General features: G+C 73.8%; 17 protein-coding genes. 10 read left to right on the top strand and 7 right to left on the bottom strand.

The window, feature by feature from the left end; all coding sequences use genetic code 11:
* Positions 1-91 precede the first annotated feature (91 nt).
* The 3 genes from ACFWGN_RS03515 (at position 92) to ACFWGN_RS03505 (ending at position 2,790) form a co-directional block, all read left to right on the top strand.
* Positions 92-1,429 carry a multidrug effflux MFS transporter gene (locus ACFWGN_RS03515; RefSeq protein WP_377615690.1) on the top strand — a complete coding sequence of 446 codons (1,338 nt, stop codon included), beginning with the start codon at positions 92-94 and terminating at the stop codon, positions 1,427-1,429.
* Positions 1,430-1,619: 190 nt separating this feature from the next.
* Positions 1,620-1,994, top strand: a complete 375-nt coding sequence (locus tag ACFWGN_RS03510; RefSeq protein ID WP_191803762.1) for a VOC family protein — start codon at positions 1,620-1,622, stop codon at positions 1,992-1,994.
* A 19-nt stretch (positions 1,995-2,013) separates the two neighbouring features.
* Complete coding sequence (locus ACFWGN_RS03505; RefSeq protein WP_377615689.1) at positions 2,014-2,790, top strand: uracil-DNA glycosylase; 777 nt, start codon at positions 2,014-2,016, stop codon at positions 2,788-2,790.
* A 48-nt stretch (positions 2,791-2,838) separates the two neighbouring features.
* Here ACFWGN_RS03505 and ACFWGN_RS03500 read toward each other — a convergent pair whose 3' ends face one another.
* From ACFWGN_RS03500 to ACFWGN_RS03490, 3 genes are all read right to left on the bottom strand, one after another.
* Positions 2,839-2,997 (bottom strand): hypothetical protein, encoded by a 159-nt coding sequence (locus ACFWGN_RS03500; RefSeq protein WP_191803757.1) that lies wholly within the window; start codon positions 2,995-2,997, stop codon positions 2,839-2,841.
* A 101-nt stretch (positions 2,998-3,098) separates the two neighbouring features.
* On the bottom strand, positions 3,099-6,326 hold the full coding sequence (locus ACFWGN_RS03495; protein WP_377615688.1) for an AAA family ATPase: 3,228 nt from the start codon (positions 6,324-6,326) through the stop codon (positions 3,099-3,101).
* Complete coding sequence (locus ACFWGN_RS03490) at positions 6,326-7,618, bottom strand: exonuclease SbcCD subunit D (RefSeq protein WP_377615687.1); 1,293 nt, start codon at positions 7,616-7,618, stop codon at positions 6,326-6,328. Before ACFWGN_RS03490 ends, ACFWGN_RS03495 begins: the two co-directional genes overlap by 1 nt.
* A 121-nt stretch (positions 7,619-7,739) precedes the next feature.
* On the opposite strand from ACFWGN_RS03490, the gene ACFWGN_RS03485 reads away from it, so the two are divergent.
* On the top strand, positions 7,740-8,033 hold the full coding sequence (locus tag ACFWGN_RS03485; RefSeq protein WP_377615686.1) for a hypothetical protein: 294 nt from the start codon (positions 7,740-7,742) through the stop codon (positions 8,031-8,033).
* Here the strand turns inward: ACFWGN_RS03485 and ACFWGN_RS03480 are convergent.
* Complete coding sequence (locus ACFWGN_RS03480; protein ID WP_191803749.1) at positions 8,030-8,374, bottom strand: STAS domain-containing protein; 345 nt, start codon at positions 8,372-8,374, stop codon at positions 8,030-8,032. The two genes, ACFWGN_RS03485 and ACFWGN_RS03480, sit on opposite strands and share 4 nt — an antisense overlap.
* Positions 8,375-8,493: 119 nt before the next feature.
* The gene (locus tag ACFWGN_RS03475; RefSeq protein ID WP_377615685.1) at positions 8,494-9,045 is read right to left on the bottom strand and encodes an aminoacyl-tRNA deacylase; all 552 of its coding nucleotides are present in this window, start codon (positions 9,043-9,045) and stop codon (positions 8,494-8,496) included.
* Between the two features lie 167 nt (positions 9,046-9,212).
* On the opposite strand from ACFWGN_RS03475, the gene ACFWGN_RS03470 reads away from it, so the two are divergent.
* Both ACFWGN_RS03470 and ACFWGN_RS03465 read left to right on the top strand, forming a co-directional pair.
* Positions 9,213-9,839, top strand: coding sequence for a hypothetical protein (locus ACFWGN_RS03470; protein WP_191803745.1), 627 nt, complete (start codon positions 9,213-9,215; stop codon positions 9,837-9,839).
* Positions 9,836-10,996 carry a PrsW family intramembrane metalloprotease gene (locus tag ACFWGN_RS03465; protein WP_377615684.1) on the top strand — a complete coding sequence of 387 codons (1,161 nt, stop codon included), beginning with the start codon at positions 9,836-9,838 and terminating at the stop codon, positions 10,994-10,996. The genes ACFWGN_RS03470 and ACFWGN_RS03465 overlap by 4 nt, the downstream gene beginning before the upstream one ends.
* On the opposite strand, the gene ACFWGN_RS03460 is transcribed toward ACFWGN_RS03465, so the two are convergent.
* Positions 10,993-12,789 carry an ABC-F family ATP-binding cassette domain-containing protein gene (locus ACFWGN_RS03460; protein WP_377615683.1) on the bottom strand — a complete coding sequence of 599 codons (1,797 nt, stop codon included), beginning with the start codon at positions 12,787-12,789 and terminating at the stop codon, positions 10,993-10,995. The genes ACFWGN_RS03465 and ACFWGN_RS03460 overlap by 4 nt on opposite strands.
* A gap of 191 nt (positions 12,790-12,980) precedes the next feature.
* Positions 12,981-14,873 carry a D-alanyl-D-alanine carboxypeptidase family protein gene (locus ACFWGN_RS03455; RefSeq protein ID WP_377615682.1) on the bottom strand — a complete coding sequence of 631 codons (1,893 nt, stop codon included), beginning with the start codon at positions 14,871-14,873 and terminating at the stop codon, positions 12,981-12,983.
* 207 nt (positions 14,874-15,080) lie between these two features.
* Here ACFWGN_RS03455 and ACFWGN_RS03450 point away from each other — a divergent pair, with 207 nt between their 5' ends.
* From ACFWGN_RS03450 to ACFWGN_RS03435, 4 genes are all read left to right on the top strand, one after another.
* Positions 15,081-15,620, top strand: a complete 540-nt coding sequence (locus ACFWGN_RS03450) for a hypothetical protein (RefSeq protein WP_377615681.1) — start codon at positions 15,081-15,083, stop codon at positions 15,618-15,620.
* A 50-nt stretch (positions 15,621-15,670) separates the two neighbouring features.
* Positions 15,671-16,870: a hypothetical protein gene (locus tag ACFWGN_RS03445; protein WP_377615680.1), complete on the top strand. Its 1,200-nt coding sequence runs from the start codon at positions 15,671-15,673 to the stop codon at positions 16,868-16,870.
* A 155-nt stretch (positions 16,871-17,025) separates the two neighbouring features.
* On the top strand, positions 17,026-17,622 hold the full coding sequence (locus ACFWGN_RS03440) for a hypothetical protein (protein WP_377615679.1): 597 nt from the start codon (positions 17,026-17,028) through the stop codon (positions 17,620-17,622).
* Positions 17,623-17,940: 318 nt separating this feature from the next.
* Positions 17,941-19,152 carry a GAF domain-containing sensor histidine kinase gene (locus tag ACFWGN_RS03435; protein ID WP_377615678.1) on the top strand — a complete coding sequence of 404 codons (1,212 nt, stop codon included), beginning with the start codon at positions 17,941-17,943 and terminating at the stop codon, positions 19,150-19,152.
* Positions 19,153-19,175: the final 23 nt, after the last annotated feature.

The raw sequence follows: 19,175 nt of genomic DNA, 5'->3' as shown, positions 1-19,175 counted from the left end.
GTCCACCCCTGACGCGGTCTCCCACCCGTCAGCACCGTCAGCCCCTCCGGCTTCACGCCCCACCCGCGCCACCCGCATCACCGTCGGCTTCGTGCTGCTCCTCTCGGCGCTCACGGCGATCGGCCCGCTCACGATCGACCTGTACCTCTCGGCCTTCCCGCAGATCGTCCGGGAGCTCGGCACGACCGAGTCCCGCATCCAGCTCACCCTGACCGCGACCCTCGCTGGCCTCGCGCTGGGTCAGCTCCTCATCGGTTCGATCTCCGACGCGATCGGGCGCCGACTCCCGCTGCTGACCGCGCTCTCGCTCTACGTCCTGGCCTCGGCCGGGATCGTGTTCGTCCAGTCCGTCGAGATGCTCACCGCGCTCCGGTTCGTCCAGGGCCTCACGGCCGCGGCCGGCATGGTCCTGTCGATGGCGATCGTGCGCGACAACTTCGAGGGCTTCCAGGTCGGCAAGGTCATCGCCCGCCTCATGCTCGTCGTGGGGGTGGCCCCGATCCTGGCCCCGACCATCGGGGCCCAGTTCCTGCGCATGGGCTCGTGGCGCCTGATGTTCGTGGCCCTCGCGGTGTTCGGCGTGCTGCTGCTCGTCCTCGCGGCCCTGCGGCTCAAGGAGTCGCTGCCCGCCGAGATGCGGCGGACGGGTGGCACGTCGGCTGCCCTGCGCTCGTACGGGTCGCTCGTGCGCGACTGGTCGTTCTTCGGCCTCGCTCTGCTCGGCGGCTTCTACATGGCCGCGATGTTCACCTACATCTCGGCGTCGACGTTCGTGTTCCAGGAGCAGTTCGGCCTGAGCGCGCAGCAGTACGCGATCATCTTCGGTGCGGGCGCGGTGTCCGTGACGATCGGCAGCCAGGTCAACGGCGCGCTCGTCGGACGCGTGACGCCCGAGCAGATCTTGCGCGTGATCGTGCCGGTCGGCATGGTCCTGTCGGCAGGGTTGCTCGCCGCGACCCTGAGCGGCGCGGGGCTCCCCGTCCTGGTCGCCCTGATCGTCCTGACGCTGGGAACGGCCGGGTTCGTCATGCCGTCGGTCCCCGCGGTCGCGCTCGAGCGCAACGCCCACCGCGCGGGCAGCGCGGCGGCCCTGCTGGGCGCCATGCAGTTCGGCGTCGGCGCGGGCATCGCGCCCCTGACCGGGCTGATCGGCGGCGACGTCACCATCACCATGGCCGCGGTCATGTTCGGGGTCATCTCTGTCGCCGGCCTGCTCCTGCTGAGCCTGAGCCGCTCGCTGCGGGCCGTCCCGGCCGCGGGCGACGGCGTCGCGGGCTCGGGCACGGACACGGCGGACGCCGAGGCCGACGAGCTGGTCGTGGTCTCCGACGTCTCCGAGCTCGGGGTCGTCGCGGCCGCCGAGGCGGTGGTCGAGGCCGCCGAGGCGGCGGCCGAGACGCCGGTGGTCCCGGCGACGAGGCGCACCTGACCCCGTCGAGCCCCCGTGCCGGTGCTCGACGACCGTGCGGTGGGCGTCCGGATTCCTCGGAGTCGCGACGCCCACCGCACGACCGCTCCGCAGGGGTCCCGGCCAGCGGGTGACCGCTTCTCTTCGTACGGTGAAGGTGTGCCCGTCTCCCACGGGCCGCGACCGTCAGCAGAGACCAGGAGCGACGACCATGGACTGGAAGCTCGAGCTCGTCCCCGTGCCCGTGTCGGACATCGACCGGGCCAAGGCCTTCTACGTCGACCAGGTCGGTTTCCACCCCGACCACGACATCCCCGTCAACGACGACCTGCGGTTCGTCCAGCTGACCCCGCCGGGCTCGGCGTGCTCGATCGTGCTCGACGTCAACATGACCGACATGCCCTCGGGCGGGCAGCGCGGCCTGCAGATCGTCGTGCCCGACGCCGACGAGGCGCGTCAGCACCTGCTCGACCACGGCATCGACGCCCCGCCGGTCGAGGACCTGCCCTGGGGCCGTTTCACGTACTTCTCCGACCCCGACGGCAACACCTGGGCGCTGCAGCAGCTCGTCACGCCCCAGGCATGACGCCGGCCTGGTCCGGCCGGTGAGCGCTCCGCGGGGCGACGCGCCCCGCGAGGCGGGCGGCGCCGTCGGGCCCGACGACGCCACGTACCCCCTCCAGGCCCGTTCCGCGGGGAGCGTCGCGGCACTCGACGACGTGCTCGTGGACTGCCGGGCCTGCCCGCGCCTGGTCGCGTGGCGCGAGCAGGTCGCGACCGTGAAGCGGGCCTCGTTCCGCGACGACACCTACTGGGCGCGGCCCGTGCCCGGGTTCGGCGACGACCGTGCGAGGGTGCTCGTCGTCGGGCTGGCTCCGGCCGCGCACGGCGCGAACCGCACGGGACGCATGTTCACGGGCGACCGCTCGGGCGACTTCCTGTTCGCGGCGATGTACCGCACGGGGTTCGCGAACCAGCCGACGTCCGTGCGGGCCGACGACGGTCTCACCCTGACGGGCATCCGCGTGACGGCCCCCGTGCACTGCGCCCCGCCCGCCAACAAGCCGACCCCGCTCGAACGTCGCACGTGCGCGCCGTACCTGGGGCGCGAGCTCGAGCTCGTCGGGCCGCGGGTCGCGGTGGTCTTGGGCGCTTTCGGGTGGCAGGCGCTCCTCGCGACCCTCGACGACCAGGGGTGGGACGTGCCGCGACCTCGCCCGCGGTTCGGGCACGGGGCCGAGGTGCGGCTCGCGCACCCCGACGGGCGCGACCTGACGCTGCTGGGGTGCTTCCACGTGAGCCAGCAGAACACCTTCACGGGGCGACTGACCCCCGAGATGCTCGACGAGGTGCTGCTGCGGGCGCGGGAGCTCGGCGGCTGATCCCCGGGAGCCCGGGCCGGGTGGGCCGGCCGGGTCCCGCCGGCCGGGTCACGGCAGGCGCGGGCGCATCTCCTGGGCGCGCACCGAGACCGCGAGGAGACGGCGCTGGGCGCCCTGCGGTCGTTCGCGGCCCGCGACCCGCAGCGTCTCGAGGCGCGCGATGATCTCCATGCGGCGCAGCTCGCGGTCCAGGCGGTGGTCGTCCATGGTGTCCTCCCTTCCTTGCCGGCGACGCCTTGCGGGGGCCGACCTTAGGAGGGAGCGCCGAGGGGACGGGGTTGTGACAACGCTGCCCCGCCCGCCCGGTGCTACGCCCGCACCGCGAGCGTGCTGGCGCCGTTCGGCAGGCGCCTGACCTCGATGCGCTCGGCGATCGACTGCTTGAGCGCGTCGACGTGGGACACCACGCCGACGACCCGGCCACCCGCGCGGAGCTTGCCCAGCTCGCCGAGCACCGCCTCGAGGGTCTCGGGGTCGAGCGTGCCGAACCCCTCGTCGACGAACAGGGTGCCGAGGTCCACGCCGCCCGCCTCGGCCGTCACGACGTCGGCCATGCCGAGTGCGAGGCACAGCGACACGTAGAACGTCTCGCCGCCCGAGAGCGTCCGCGGGTCGCGTGCCGCCTCGGTGCGGTGGTCGAGGACCTTCATCGCGAGCCCGGTCCGGCGCGTCCGGACGTCCTCCTTCTCGTCGGAGCGTTCGAGCTCGTAGCGCCCGTCGGACATCTCACGGAGCCGCTCGTTGGCTGCCGCGACGACGTCCTCGAAGCGCCTGACCAGCACGTACGTCGCGAGCGAGAGCGCCTTGGCGTTGTCCGGGCCGGACCCGGCGGCGAGGCTCGCCATGCGGGCCACGGGGGCTGCCGCCTCCCGTTCGCGGACCCACCCCTCCACGGCCGAGGTGATCTCGCTCGCCGCGCGCGCGGCGAGCCGTGCACGCTGTGCAGCATCGTTGGCATGGAGGGCGGCTCGCCGTTCGGCGGTCTCCGCCTGCCCGACGACGTCACGCGCCCCCGCGAGGTCGACCTCCACGTCCGCGGGCAGGGTCGCGATCGACTCCTCGGCGAGCCCTCGGCGGACGCGCTCGGCGTCGGCGTCCGCGGCACGCAGGCGCCGTTCGAGGGCTTCCCGCTCCGCGGGCGGACGGACCGCGTCGATCGCGTGCTGCTCGTCGTCGAACCCGGCCTCGGCGACGACCGTCGCGACCTCGGCCGCGCGGGCGGCCACGGCGTCGGACGTGCGGGCCACGGCGGACTCGGCATCGAGGAGCGCGGTGACCGCGAGGCCACGGTCCCGGAGGGCCGCCTCGATGACTGCGACGGGGTTGGCAGGGGACCCCTCGTCGGCCAGTGCGTCGGGCAGGGCGGCGTCCGCGAGGAGCGGCCCGGTCGCGTCGAGCTCGGCGGCGATCTCCTGGCGGTCCCGCTCGATCCCCGCCGCGAGCGCGTCGAGGCGCGCGGTCTCGCCCGCGATCCGCTCGGCGAGCCCCGCAGCCAGGGCGGTCAGCGCTGCGGTCTCGGTGTCGAAGTCCGTGAGAGCGGTCGCGGCCGCGGCTCGCTCGGCGACCGCGGCGGAGGACTCGGCGACCAGCGCCTTGGCCGCGTCGACCGCCTGGAGGGCGTCGTCGGGCGTCACTCCGCCTGCCGTCCGGAGGAGCCCGTCGAGCCGCTCGGCGAGGGTGGCCACCTCGGCCGAGACCTCGGTCACGGACTGCTCCGCGCCACGACGAGCGGTCTCCGCCGCCTCGACCGCGTCCCGCCCGACGTGCTCGGCGCCGGTGCGGGCCGGAGCGGGGTGCTCCTCGGCGCCGCAGACCGGGCAGGGGCAGCCGGGCTCGAGCTCTGCCGCGAGGTCTCCGGCGATCCCTCCGAGCCAGGCCGTCCGCAGGGCGTGCTCGGTGTCCGCGGCCGTGCGCGCTGCCGCGACCGCGGTGTCCTGCCGCTCGCGCGCGGCGTCGAGGTCAGCGGCCGTCGCGACGGCCTGACGTGCGGCACGCAGCACGGACTCGGCGGCGAGCACCCTCTCCTGGCGCTCGCCGAGCCGACCTGCGGCGTCGGCGAGGGCGTCCCGCCGGGCTTCGAGCAGCGCGCGAGCCGCAGGACGGGCCTCGAGGTCGGCGAGCGTCCGCGTGCGCTCCTCGCGCTCGCGGTCGGTCTCCTTGCGACCGTCGACCAGCTCGCGCTCACGGCGCGGGAGCGACTCGCCCAGCGGCAGCAGCCGGACCAGTCGCGCCTCGGCTGCGGACAGGCTCGACCGCAGCACCTCGAGAGCCGACACGTCGGACACCGCCAACGACTCGGGCACGCCGGTCCTCGCGAGGAGCAGGCGCTCCTGGGCAGCGGTGGCCTCGTCCGCTGCCCGGCGCGCGCCGGCGAGCACGGGTTCCACCACGGCGGCACGACGCGCGGCCGCGAGGGTCTCCCGGTCGAGCGCGACCTGGTCGGCTGCGGCGTCGAGGGCGGCCTGCTCGGCGAGCAGCGCGTCGCGTCGCACCGCTGCGGCGCTCACGGTACGGGCGGCCTCGAAGGCCTCGCGGGCCGCGACGAGCGCGGTGTTGGCCGTGATCTCCTGCGCGCCGAGCTCTGATGCGGTGCGCTCGAGCGCGACGACGTGCCGGTGGACGAGAGTCCGGACCGAGGCCTCGGGTTCGACGGGTGCGAGCGTCCTCGTGTTCTCCCCGGCGGCGAGGTCCGCGACCGCGAACAGGTCGGCGTCCGGGACCGGGGTCTGGTCGACAGGACCCGCGAGCCGTGCGTCGTCCCGCGCGGCCTCGCGCAGCGCCCCAGCGTCCTCGCTCGAGAGCCCCGCCGCGCCGACGAAGCTCTCGACGGACCCCGCGGCGACCGACCTGGCCGCGGCCACCGCGCTCTGTGCCTCGCGGTTCAGGGCCGCGAGCTCGCTCTGCACCCTGTCGTAGATCTCGGTGCCGAAGACCTTCTGCAGCAGGTCGCGGCGGTGCTCGGGGTCGGCCCGGAGGAAGTTCGCGAACTCTCCCTGCGGGAGCACGATGGTCTGGACGAACTGTCGTCGGTCGAGACCGATGGCCCGTTGGATCTCGAGCCCGGCCTCGTCGAGCCTCGTCGAGAGCAGCTCACCCGGGACGTCGTCCGAGTCGCCCCACGGCGCACCCTGCCCAGGGGCCGCACCCGCCACGAGCCCTGCCTGGTCGGCCCCTGCGAGCCGCCAGAGCCTGACGCCAGCCTGTTGCGTCGTGGTCCCGGTGCCGCGCTTCTTGGGGCGCTGGAACTCGGGGCTGCGCCGCACGCGGTACACGCCGGAGCCCGTCTCGAACACGAGGTCGACGAACGACTCGACCTCGGGCGGCGCATAGGCCGACCGCAGCCGGTCCTCGCTCGCCGCCTCGGACGCGACCTTGCCGTAGAGCGCGAAGACCACGGCGTCGATGATGGTCGACTTGCCTGCACCTGTGGGTCCCTCGAGCAGAAAGATCCCCGAGGTCGCGAGCTCGGCGAAGTCGATCCGGTGGGTTCCCGCGAAGGGACCGATGGCCTGGAGGGTCAGGGAGTGCAGGTGCATCAGGCGCTCCGCTCGCTCGCGAGGGCCCGCTCGAGCGCCGAGCGCAGCGCTGCCGCCTCGGTCGTCCTCGGCCCCGATCCGGTGACGTGCTGGACGAACTCGTGGGTCACCTCGAGCGGGTCACGCCCCGAGCCGACGACCGAGACCACCTCGCGCTCGGCCCCCCGAGCCGGGCGGTGCTGGACCTGGAGCGCGTGCGGGAAGCGCGCGCGAATGCGCGCATACATCTCGGTGGGCCGAGAGTCGTCCGTCACGAACACCCGCAGCCAGTCGTCGGTGTGCGCGTCACCGGCCTCCCCGAGCAGCTCGTCGAGCGTCCCGCTGACCTCGGCGAGACGTCGCGGCACCGGGGCGGGGACGAGCTCCGTCCGGGCCTCGCCGGTCACGTCGAGGTCCACCAGGACCGTCGACTTCTTCTGGTGCATCTCCGAGAACGAGTACGCGAGAGGCGACCCCGAGTACCTGGCCACGGTCTCGGTTGCACCGTCCTGGCCTGTGGTTTCACGTGAAACATCGCTCGGCACGGTGACCTTCTGGGGGCCGTGCAGGTGGCCCAGGGCCACGTAGTCGACCCCGACCCCGCCGAACACCCCCGCGGGCACCGAGTCCACACCGCCCAAGCGGATGTCCCGCTCCGACTCCGAGGCCTGCCCGCCGACGACGAACGCGTGCGCCATGACGACGTTCCGCATCGGGTCGCCCGTGGCGCTCTCACGACGGGCCACCACGTCGGCCGCGATCCGCCGCATGGCCGCGGCCGTCACGGCCTCGTGCGAGCGGGGCAGGGGGCGCTGCTCGGTGGCCGGTCCGGTCGCCCGGCCCGCGCCGGGCCCGTCGGGCTCCCCGCAGCACCCGTCCGCGAGCTCCCACCGGACGCCGTCCGGGTCGAGGTAGGGCACCGCGTAGACCGCGACCTGCCCACCCGAGCCACCGCGCGAGGCGGGGTCCAGGATCACCGGCGCGCCGACGTCGGGCACGCGGGTCCGGAAGTGGACCCCCGGGCGCATGAGCGACGCCCCGAAACCCAACCGGATCGCCGAGTCGTGGTTCCCCGGCGTCAGCACGACGTCCGCGTGCTCCGCGAGCCGCGCGACCGTGTCCGACAGCAGGTTCACGGCGTCGACCGGCGGGATCGCCCGGTCGTACACGTCCCCCGCGACGAGGACCGCGCCCACGCCCTCTGCGCGCACCACCTCGACCAGGTGGTCCAGGTACGCCGCCTGGTGGCCCAGCAGGTCGACCCCGTGGAGCGTCCGGCCGAGGTGCCAGTCCGAGGTGTGCAGGATGCGCATGACCCGAACGGTAGCCCGAGCCACCCACAGCACCGCGAGCGCCGAAGCGTGACACGCCCACCGCCGGGCCGGCCCGTCGCGCTACGCTCCTCGATCACACCGATGAGCACCGGAGGCCCTCGTGGACCGCAGGACCCTGGACGTCGCCGTCCCCGTCACGTTCGGTCTGCTCGTGGCCTCCTCGGCCATGTGGTTCAGCGCCGCCCAGCTCCCGATCATGATGGTCGGCGGGGTGCTGGTGGGGCTGTACTTCTCGGCGTTCCGGCAGAAGCTGCCGCAGGAGCTCCCCGCCCCCGACGGGACGCAGCAGGTCGAGGCGCCGGTCCGCCACCGGATCGAGCCCGAACGGCCGACCGACGCTGCCGCCCCGTGGGGCACCCCGCCGGCGATCGAGGACCGTCGAGACGACGTCTAGGACCCTGCGGAGGCCGTCCTCACGATGGGGATGGTGCCCGCCATGCCGATCATCTCGAGCAGGTCCTCGAGCGTGCTCGTCGGGTCCTGCAGGACCACGGGGCGTCCGTCCTCGGAACCCAGCATGTAGACCTGCAGGATGAAGGCGATGCCCGAGGAGTCGATGAAGGTCACCTGGCCGACGTCGATCGTCACGGGACCTGGATGCGTGATGACCTGCGCCATCGCGTCGCTCGCACGGTCCCGCAGGGCTGCGTCGATCTCTCCCCACAGCGTGATGAGGGAGCCCTCCGGGGTCGCCTCGTAGGTGATGCCTGCGTCCAAGGTGCTGGGGATGGTCATGCTTTCTCGTGCTCCGTCAGTCGGTGAGGCTGGTCCTCGCGGACCGTCCTCCTGGTCAACGATCGGGCAATGAACGGTGTTCCCGGGGTCGGGGCCCGTGATGGTCAAACCCTGTGAGGCTAGACCGGCTCGGTCACGTCCGCGACCTGCGCGCCCAGGACGGCCGCGAGTCGGGCCCCGTCGACGGTCGCCGCGACGCCGAACGCGCCCCCGCCGATCGAGACGAGCGGCGCAGCGCCGCCCGGTTCGCCGAGGAGGTCCACCACCGTCTCGTCCTGCCCGACGGCGCTCTCCGCCGCGGTGGAGCCCGCTTCCCGGAAGACGACGCGCGTGTCCGCGACGACCGGCCACGCGGTCGTGGAACCGAACGGCGTGATGGTGCCGCGCTCGTACCCGGTGACCTCGCGGGCGACGTCCTTGTCCGGCATGGACAGTCGCGAGACGCCCAGGAGGGCCCTGAGCTTGGGCCACGAGATGGTCCGGTCTCCGGGCACCAGGACGAACAGGTAGTCGTCGTCACCACGACGGACCACGAGCGTCTTGACGATGTTCGCCGGGTCGATCCCCCGTGCCGCAGCAGCCTCGTCGAGAGAGCCCACCGGGCCGTGCCGGGTGATGGTGAAGTCGATCCCGGACGCCTCGAGTGCGGCGCGTGCTCGCTCTTCGCTCATTTCCCAGACCCTAGGCCCCGCCGCCGACACCCACCGCACGAGGAAGCGGCCCGCACAGTTCGTCCACGCCACCTCCCCCCGTCGTCCGCGGCGGCCAGCGGTCGCGGTCCCGGTCGGCCGGTGCTTGCATCGGAGGCACGTCCCGCCGGTCCGACCCGAGGAGCACGATGCACCCCGAACCTCCCCCGCTCCTGCGGCCCGAGCGTCGAGGACGCTTCGGGATGGATCGCGTCGGGTCGGTCGCGACGACCCTCGTGCTGCTGGCCATGGTCGCCCTGTGGCTCGTCCCCACCGCGGTCGACGAGGGCACCCCGGCCACCGAGACCGAGATCCCCGCGGGGAGGATCGTGACGGTGTCCGACGGCGCCTCGACCGCGACGATCCGGTTCCCCGCAGGATGGTCCACGACGGCCGACATCAGCCCGTCGGGCGACGCGAGCGGGTCCACGTTCGACGGCGCGAGCCTGACCGTCGACCGTGCCGGGGTCGGCGTCGAGATCGAGGTCGTCTCGGGCGTCGAGAACGCCAACGTCTTCTTCACGCGACGCGCCCGGCTCGCCGAGCTCTCGACGGGCACGAGCCTCTACGACGCGCGGATCGTCTCGGAGGGCGACCCGGCCGAGGTCTCGGGCGTCCTCCGGTCGGACGGCCCCGCGGCCGCGTCGCTCACGGTCAAGGTCACGCGGCAGCAGGCCCAGGGAGGCGTCTCGATCCTCGCGTACGGGACGTCGTCGGACCTGCAGGCTCAGGCCGAGGCCGTGGCGGCGCTCGTGAAGGCGGTGACGATCTCGTGACCGACCAGCTCCGCAACGTCCCCGTGGTCCTGCCCACGGGCGCTCCCGCACGACGCCGACGCGGTCTGTTCCCCCACTACCAGTGGGCGACCTGGCTCTACTGGGTGTGCCTGGTCGTGACCGGGTTCTCGATGCTCCGCGCGGCCCGCCAGGACGCGCTGCTCACCCCGGAGGGCCTGGGGATCGGGGTGCTGCTCGCCGGGCTCGTCACGCTCCTGCTCACGGCGATCGTCTGGCGGCTCGACCTGTTCGAGGACGAGCCGGGTCCCCTGCTGCTCGCGGCCTACGCGTGGGGCTTCGTCGCCGCTCCGACGATCGTCGTGGTCGCGAACGACCACCTGATCTCGGCGCTCGAGCGCGTCGGCCTGGCCTCCTGGTCGGCGGCCCTCGCAGGGCCGACCGACGAGGAGCTCATCAAGGTCCTCGGCGTGGTCCTGGTCCTCTACGCGGGGCGCGCGCACGTGACCCGGCCGCTCAACGGGCTGGTCTACGGCGCGATGGTCGGCCTGGGCTTCGAGGTCAGCGAGAACATCAGCTACATCGTGCAGGGCGCGATCACGGACCCGAGCTCCGACGCGGTGGGGGCTCTCCAGGTCGGGCTGAGCAGGGTCCTGATCGGGTTCGGCGCGCACGTGATGTTCAGCGCGATCGCCGGGTTCGGCGTGGCCTACGCGCTCACCGCGTTCCGCATCTCCGTGCCCCGGCGCGTCGCGGTCGCCCTCGGGGCGTACCTGCTCGCCTGGGCCCTGCACTTCGCGTGGAACGCCCCCGAGATCTTCTTCCCGTCGTCCGAGGCGGGCGCCTTCGCGTCAGTCTTCCTCAAGTACGTGGTCCTGATCCTCGCGTTCGTCCTCGTCTTCCGCTACGCCCGGAGCATCGACCACCGCTGGTTCGAGGCGGTCCTCGCGGACCAGCCCGACGACGTCGTGACGCCGGGCGAGAGGGAGGCGCTGCGGTCCGTCCACGCCCGGCGGGCGGCGCGCAGGGCGGCCCGGCGCGCGGGCGGTGCGGCCGAGAGCCGCCGCCTGGCCGACCTGCAGGAGGCCCAGCTGCGGCTCGCGACCCTGCTGGGCATCTACCCCGACGGGTCGCCGCCCGTCGAGGTCCAGAAGCAGGTCGTCCACGAGATCCGTTCGCAGCTGATCGTGCCCGTCTAGCCGAGGTGCACGACGTCGCCCTTCCAGGTCCGCCGCAGCCACCGGTCGTGCGACGCGACGACCACGGCCCCCGGCCACGTCTCGACCGCGGCCATGAGCTCCTCGGCGAGCGCGAGCGAGATGTGGTTGGTCGGCTCGTCGAGCAGCAGGACGTCGGGAGCCTGGGTCACGAGCATCGCGAGGACCACGCGCCGCCGCTGGCCCACACTCAGCTCCGCGAGCGGCCGGTCCAGGTCGCGCGGTGCGACGAGGCCGTGCGCGTTCACGAGCGGACGGTCCGCGGGGTCCTGCCCCGTGATGAGGGCGAGCAGGTCGCGCGGGGTGCGGTCGTCGTCGTGCAGGCGGACGTCCTGCTCCAGCAGGGCGACCTCGACGCCTCGCGCGCGCCCCACGGAGCCGGCCGACGGCACGATGTCCCCCGCCAGCACGTGGAGCAGCGTCGACTTGCCCGAGCCGTTGGCCCCGGTCACGAGGAGCTTGGCGCCGGGCGCGACGTCGATCGACGGGACCCCCGCAGCCCGCAGGTCGAGCCGAGGGCGTCCGGGCGTCGCGCCGCCGGGCTCGGTCGCCCCGCCCTGCACGACGACGTCACGCGCCCAGAGCGCCAGGCCGTCGGTACCGTTCGACGCGCCCTGGGAGCCGCGCCGACCGCTCGACCTCCCGGGGGACGAGCTCGTCGCCCGCTCACGCACGAGGTGCGGCGGGGAGAACCGCAACGGCTCCGGCGGCTTGCGGACCTGCTCGGCCTGGAGCGTGTCGAGACGCTGCTGGGCGTTGCGCACGCGCCGCGAGACCTGCGACTGCACGCGCTCGCCCTTGGCGTCGTAGAGCAGCTTGGACTGGTTGCCGCGCTCGCGGTCGTGCGAGACGTTGCGAGCCGTGGTCGCGACCGACCGCCGCAGCGCCTTGAGCTCGTCCTGCTCGGCCGCGAACTGCTGCTCCCAGCGCGCGCGCTCGACGCGCTTGGCCCGCAGGTAGTCGCGGTAGCTCCCCGCGTACAGCGTGCCGCCCGTGCGCCCCGCGGAGCTGGCCTCCTGCGAGGGGTCGAGGTCGAGGATCTCGGTGCAGACCTCGTCGAGGAACACCCGGTCGTGGCTCGCGAGCAGCACGGCCCCGGGCAGCGCGCGCAGCGCCGTCGCGAGGAACTCGGCGGCCTCGTCGTCCAGGTGGTTGGTCGGCTCGTCGAGCAGGAGCGCGCCGGGCTGACGGATGAGAAGCGCCGCGAGGCCGAGGCGTGTGCGCTGGCCGCCCGAGAGCCGTGCGACGAGGCGGCCGCGGTGGATCACGTCGAGGCCCAGACCTGCGAGGGCGCGGGAGGCGCGGGCGTCGGCCCCCCACACGTCCGACTGCTCGGCACGCGCGAGGGCGAGGTCGTAGGCCGCGGTGAGGGCGTCGACCTCGGTGGACCCGTCGTCCGGGCCAGGCCGGGTCGTGCCCCTGCCAGGTTCTGACGACGAGGCGAGGGCCGCACCCGCGTCCTCGAGCGCGCGCTCGATCTCCCGGACCCCTGCGAGGGCGTCCTCGACGACCTGGCCGACGGTCGTGGTCGGGCCGTAGGGAAGCTCCTGGTGCAGGTAGCCGAGGTCGGCCGGGCGCGTCACGGACCCGGAGTCGGGGTCCTCGAGCCCTGCGAGGAGCCGCAGGAGCGTCGACTTGCCGACGCCGTTCTCGCCGACCAGACCGGTCCGGTGACCGGGGTCGACGGCGAGGCTCACCCCCGCCAGGACCGTGCGGTCGCCGTAGGACTTGGTGAGGTCCGTCGCGGTGAGGAGGGACGGAGAGGCATGGGGCATGGGGTCACCTGACTGGAAGGGCGCCACGGCGGCACAGGAGGCTGCCTGCCGACGTCGAGCGCTGCCGGGACGCGACGAGGTCGTCACGTCGCGGGGCGACGTCGGGGCGCGAGAGGAAGGGGGTCTCGCGGGCAGGCTCAGATCCACATGGCCCCCACCCTACGCGGGCGCCTCGGCGCCCCGCGACCGCATTACGGGGTCGCCGTGGGCTCCTCGGTCGCGAAGGCCGTGGACGTCGGGTCCGAGGTCGGTGCCGGCGGGGTGGTCGGGTCCGGTGTCGACGTGGGCGGAGCCGTCGGCGTCTCGGTCGGCGGTGCGGTCGTCGGCGGTGTCGTCGTCGGCGGGTCCGTCGGGTCCGGCGTCTCGGTCGGCGGGGTCGTCGTCGGCGGGTCCGTCGGGGTCGGAGGGTCCGTCGGAGCAGGCGTCGTGGGCGTCGGGGTCGGCGTGGGGGACGGGCTCGGCGGGGTCGTGGGAGGTGTGGTGGGCGGGGTCGTCGGCGTCACGGGAGGGGTCGACGGCGTCGCCGGGGCTCCCCCGGTGTAGCGGTCCGGCATGGCACCGGCCGCGTAGAACTCGAAGTGCCACGGCTCGGGCTTGCGCCCGTCGAGCCGCGCCCACGACGGGTTGTCCCACCCGTAGTCCGGAGCGTGCAGCCGCATCCACAGGTACTCGGCGCTGCGCCCCGTCGAGACGGGCTGCCCGACGTCGATCGCCAGCCCCCAGCCGTGCTGCGAGGTGCCCGGGACGGCGGCGAGGTATGGCTTGGCCGCCTTGACCGCGACCTGCGCGTCGTAGCTGCGGTACGAGTCGGTGATGCGCAGCGGCTTGCCGAACTCCTTCTGGTACTCGACCGCGAGCGCGTTGAGCTGCTCGGCGGCGTCGCAGCGCAGGCTGTGCCCGGGGGCGAAGTCCAGACCGCAGAGCACCGAGCCGGGCAGCTGTCCGTTGCCGTACTGCGCGGTGCTGTCGGCGTACTTGGCGACCACGGCCGCGAGCTGGTCGGCGAGCGTGCCGCCGGCGGGGACCGCCATGCCCGCGGCTGGCAGGACGTCACCGGGCGCCAGCGCGTAGGACGGCCCCATGAGCTCCGCGAGCCGCGTCGCGGCGACGACGACGTCGTCGAGCGTGACCAGGTCGTCGTGGTCGGGCGCGTCCTCGTCGGTCGGGTCGCCGGTCAGGTCACCGGGTAGCGGCGCTCCGTCTTCGACCGTCCCGTCAGGAGCGACGACCCCGTCCGGAGCCACCGTGCCCTCGGGAGCCACCACGCCCGACGGCACGTCCGCGCCCCCGGGCGCCACCGGGGCCGTGGGCTCGGGCGAGACGGGAGCCGGGTCGGTCGCCAGGGCGTCCGCCGCACCCGCCGGCACGTAGCCCGCGGGCACGCCGGAGGACACGGTGCTCGCCGCCGCGCTAGCGTCCACGACATCGGAGGGGACCCCCGTGGGGGCGGGCCCTTCGATCACGCCGGAGGTCCCGGGAGCCGCAGGCTCGACGGGGACGACCGGTGCCTGCGGGGACAAGGGAGCGGGCGCGGGCGGGGTGGCCAGGCCGTCCAGGAAGAAGCTCCCGGCCCCGCTCGTCGTCCCGCCGCTCGTCCCTGGAGCGGCCCCACCGGCAGCTGCCTGCTGCGCCTGGTAGGTGGCCAGCAGCATGCCGAGCTCCGAGCGGGCCTGGAGCACGCCGTCCGGGACCTGCGCCTCGGTCGCGATGTACTCGTCCGAGCGGTCGACCGCGGCCACCACCCGTTCGAGCTGGACGTCCTCGCGCGGCGGCTCGTAGGCCGCGGGGAGCACGCCGAACGCAGCACCCGCGGCCGGTGTCTTCGGCGCGGCGTACTGGACCGACCAGGACTCTCGGTGCGTGATGGACGACCCCACGAACCCGACCGTCATGACCGACCCGAGCACGAGCGTGGTCGACAGGATCCACGGGACGGCACGGGACGGGTGACGCGGGCGAGCGCTCGCGGCGAGGCACGGGGGTGTCGGGGCAGACGGTGGAGGAGCCGCGGCGGCGGCCACCGCCGCAGGCGCGGCGGGGACGGACGAGCCGGCGACCTGGCCTGCCTCGTCGTGCGGGCTCACTGCTGCTCCCGCAGGGCGGCGTGAACGCACACGGTGCGTCGGCAAGGTCACCACGAGACTCCAATTGTCCGGTCTTGCGTCTTTCGACGTAGCGAGGCTATCGCGAGAAAGGCCAAACTCAAGCCTGGACGACGAACGGCGTGTACGCCACCCCTCCTGGATGAACACTGAGGGTGACTTCTCAGGTTGCCCGAGCACAATGGGCACATGGACACCTCGACCCCGCTCCAGGCGACCCCCTCGCAGCGCTCCCGACGCACCCGCCGGAGTGCCGCCGTCGGGCTGGCGCTCGTCCTGTCCACGTCCGTGCTCGGAGCCTGCGGCGACGACGGGAGCATCACCCTCCCCGAGTTCACCATCACGAGCGACCAGCTCGACCAGCTCCTGAACGACGCCAAGGCCCAGGCCGAGACCATCGGGGCCGACGTGCAGTCGCTCGTCGACGGGCTCGGCTCGCTCCCCGAGGACAAGCGCGCGCAGGTCGAGGAAGCCGTGACCTCGGCGAAGACCGCGTCGCAGGACCTCCAGGCAGCGATCGACGAGGCCGCGACCGCGAGCGAGGACGCCAAGGCGCAGGCCGAGCAGCGCGTCGCCGAGGCGCGCACCCGGCTCGACGAGGCCTCGGCCCGGCTCCAGTCCGCGTCCGACGCCGTCGAGTCCGCCGACCAGGCCGTGAGCTCGAAGCTCGACGAGCTCCGCACGGAGGTCGACAAGCTCTCGGCCGACGTCGAGGACGCCACGTCCTGACGGCCGTGTCGCACCCGGCCGGGCGAGGAGCCGTCGGGGCAGACTGAGGCATGCCGTCCGCCGCTCCTGAGCCCGCGCTCGACCGCACGCCCGTCCCCGATCTCGACGAGACCCTCGCGCTCGCGGGCGTCGCCCTGGGCGCCGCGCTCGCCGAGCCCGAGACCCTCGGCGGGTCGACGAGGTCCCTCGTCGTCCGGGCCCGCGTCGTCGCGGGGCTCACGACCGACCGCCTCGACACGACCCGCGCCGCCGCGCACGCCCCGGGCAGCACGGTCGTGGTCAAACGCTTCCTGGGCGGTCCCGGCGCGCACGGCCTGCCGTTCGAGCACGAGGTCGCGGGTCTCCTGACGCTCGACCGCACGCCCGTGCTCCTGGCCGTGGACGAGGCGCACCGCCTCCTCGTCATGAGCGACGTCGGCGACGGGCCCACGCTCGCCGACCTGCTGCTCGGCACCGACCGCGACGCGGCCTGGCACGGAGCCCTCTCGTGGGCGACCGCGCTCGGCGAGCTCACGGGCGCCTCCGGGCCGCACGTCGAGCGGTTCTCGGCCGAGCTCGCGGCCCGCGGCGTCGTGCGCGGGTGGGATCTCGACGCGGACGCCCGCGCCGGGGTGCACCGGCTCGTCGCGGCGCTGCCGACGCCCACGGACCTCGCGCGCGACCCCCTCGACGCGACGCTCGCGTTCCTGCACGACGACCTCGAGACCCTCGCGAGCCTGCGTGGCCCGGGGAGCACCGTCGTCGTCTCCCCGGGCGACACGTGTCCCGACAACGCCGTCCTCACGCCCGTCGGCTGGGTCTTCCTGGACCTCGAGGACACCACGGCCCACCACCCGGCCCTCGACGCCGCGTACACGCTCATGCCGTTCTCGACGTGCTGGTGCGTGTTCGACCCGCCGCCCGGCCTGACCGACGAGCTCCTCGCGGCGTTCACCGCGGGGCTCGGTCGACACCTTCCCGACGCGGTCGTCGAGCCCGCCTGGACCCACGACGTGCTGGTCGCCTGCGCAGGATGGATCCTCGCCATGACGGGCTGGCTGCTCGAAGGAGCGATCGAGGGCAGGCCGCGCGTCGGGCCGGAGGGCCGCTCGCCGTCGTACCGCGAGCTCGTGCTGTCCCGGTGGCGCTGGGGCGCCGAGCACCTGCGGGACGTCACCCCGGGCATCGCGGCCCTCCTGTCCGACGGCGTCGCGTGGGCCGAGCGCGAGTGGGGCCCCTCGCCGTCGGGCGGGTATCCCGCGTTCGCCTGACCGTGCCCCTGCCCTCCCCGACGGGCCGCCACGACGGGACCTAGGTCCCCCGAGATCCTCGACCTTCGCCCCAGGTCACGCCCCTCGCGCTCCGGTGGAATGGAGTCAACGCACCGGAAGGGGATCCGGTCCTGGAGACGAGGAAGACAGACGACATGAGTGCAACGATCGAACGCCCGACCAGCTCGGCCCGCTCGGCCCGAGCAGTACGTGCCGTCCCTCACGAGGTCACCGGGGCGACCACGACCGCGAGCCTCGCGGTCCGCGGCACCCTCCCGACCCAGATCGTCCTGGGGATCTTCCGGATCGTCATGGGCTTCTACTTCGTGTGGGCCTTCCTCGACAAGACCTTCGGCCTCGGGTTCTCGACCCCCTCGGAGCGCGCCTGGATCAACGGCGGCAGCCCCACGGCCGGCTTCCTCGGAGGCGTCGAAGGGCCGTTCGCGAGCTTCTTCAACGGGATGTCCGGCGCGGTCTGGGCCGACTGGCTCTTCATGGCGGGCCTCCTCGGGATCGGGCTGGCCCTGATGCTCGGGATCGGGATGCGGATCGCCGCGATCGCCGGGACCGTCCTCCTCGGCTTCATGTACCTGGCATCGCTGCCCCTGACCACCAACCCCATCATCGACAGCCACGTCGTCGAGGCCCTCGCGATCATCTCGCTGGCCATGATCGGCGCCGGCGACACCCTCGGCCTCGGCCGACAGTGGAAGAGCCTGCCGCTCGTCCGCAAGAACTCCTGGTTGGTCTGATCCCCGGTTCGGCGACGCGATCCGCTCGCCACGGCGATACACCCAGGTAGACGCGGGAATCACGGGGAACGCGAGACCCCGGCCCGCCCGACGGCCCTCCCGGTCACCTCCCGGAGGGCCGTCGCTCTTTCCCCGGCCGGTCGGCCACCCGCCGACCGGCCGGGGCCACACCCGTCGGAACCCGCACCGGGGTGCCGGGACTGTCCTAGATCGAGGGGGTTCGTCATGGAATACCTGAAGACCCACCACCAGTGGGAGAGCACCGTGCCGGTCCTCCCGAGGCCGGCTCCGGTCCCTACATCTGACAGACTCACGTGGGTGACCGAGTCCCTCCCGTCCGCCGTCGCGCACCGCGTGCTCGACGCCGTCGTCGCCATCACGAGCAACCTCGACCTCGATACCGTGCTCCGCCGCATCGTCGAGGCCGCCATGGACCTCACCGGAGCCCGCTACGGCGCGCTCGGTGTCCGCGACGGCGAACGGCTGGGCCGGTTCGTGCCCGTCGGCATGGAGGACTCCGAGGTCGAGGCGATCAGCCACTGGCCGCACGGCCACGGCCTGCTGGGCGAGGTCATCCGGCACCCGCACCCCTTGCGGGTCGACAAGATCGAGGGCTACCCCGCGGCGTCGGGCTATCCCGCGGGCCACCCGCCCATGCACTCGTTCCTCGGCGTACCGATCCAGGTCCGTGACTCGGTCTACGGCAACCTCTACCTGACGGACAAGCGCGACGGCTCCCCCTTCACGCAGGACGACGAGGCCGCGGTCCGCGCCCTGGCCGCCGCGGCGGGCGTCGCGGTCGACAACGCGCGCCTCTACGAGGACGGCCGTCGCGTCGCGGTGCTCGAGGACCGCGAGCGCATCGCCCGCGACCTGCACGACGTCGTCATCCAGCGCATCTTCGCGTCCGCGATGACGCTCATGAGCACGACCAAGCACATCGACAACGAGATCGTCCGCTCGCGTGTCGAGGAGGCCGTCAACGACCTCGACGACACCATCCGCGAGATCCGCTCGACGATCTTCGCGCTCCAGGCCACGACTCCCCCCGAGGCGAGCCTCCAGGAACGGCTGACCGCGGCAGCCGACGCCGTGACCCCCGCGCTCGGGTTCGCCCCCTCGGTCATCATCGAGAGCGACGACTCGTCGCTCGTGCCCGCCGAGGTCGCCGACCAGCTCGTGGTGGTGGTCGGCGAGGCCCTCACGAACGTCGCCCGGCACGCGCGGGCCTCGCGCGTCGACGTGCGGCTCAAGGTCACCGACGACGCCATCACGCTGTCGGTGGTCGACGACGGGATCGGCTGCGAGGGGATCGACGCGGGAGACCACCGCGGTGGGCTGCACAACCTCGCGACACGCGCCGAGGCCCTGCACGGGAAGCTCGCGGTGGGCCCTGCCGAGGCCGTGGCGCGCGAGGTCGTGGGGGCTCGTGGGACAGGGGCCGACGCCGCGACGACGGGCGACGGCTCGTCGACCGCGGTCCCGACGGGCCGCGGGACCGCGCTCGTGTGGAGGATCCCCAACGCCTGAGCCCCTGGTCCGGGCCGTGGCGG

Origin of the sequence: Oerskovia sp. NPDC060338 (assembly GCF_042726295.1) — a bacterium.
GTDB classification, from domain to species: Bacteria; Actinomycetota; Actinomycetes; order Actinomycetales; family Cellulomonadaceae; genus Oerskovia; species Oerskovia merdavium.
Note: the sequence above shows the minus strand (reverse complement) of the source record. Positions and strands in the feature narration are given on the sequence as shown.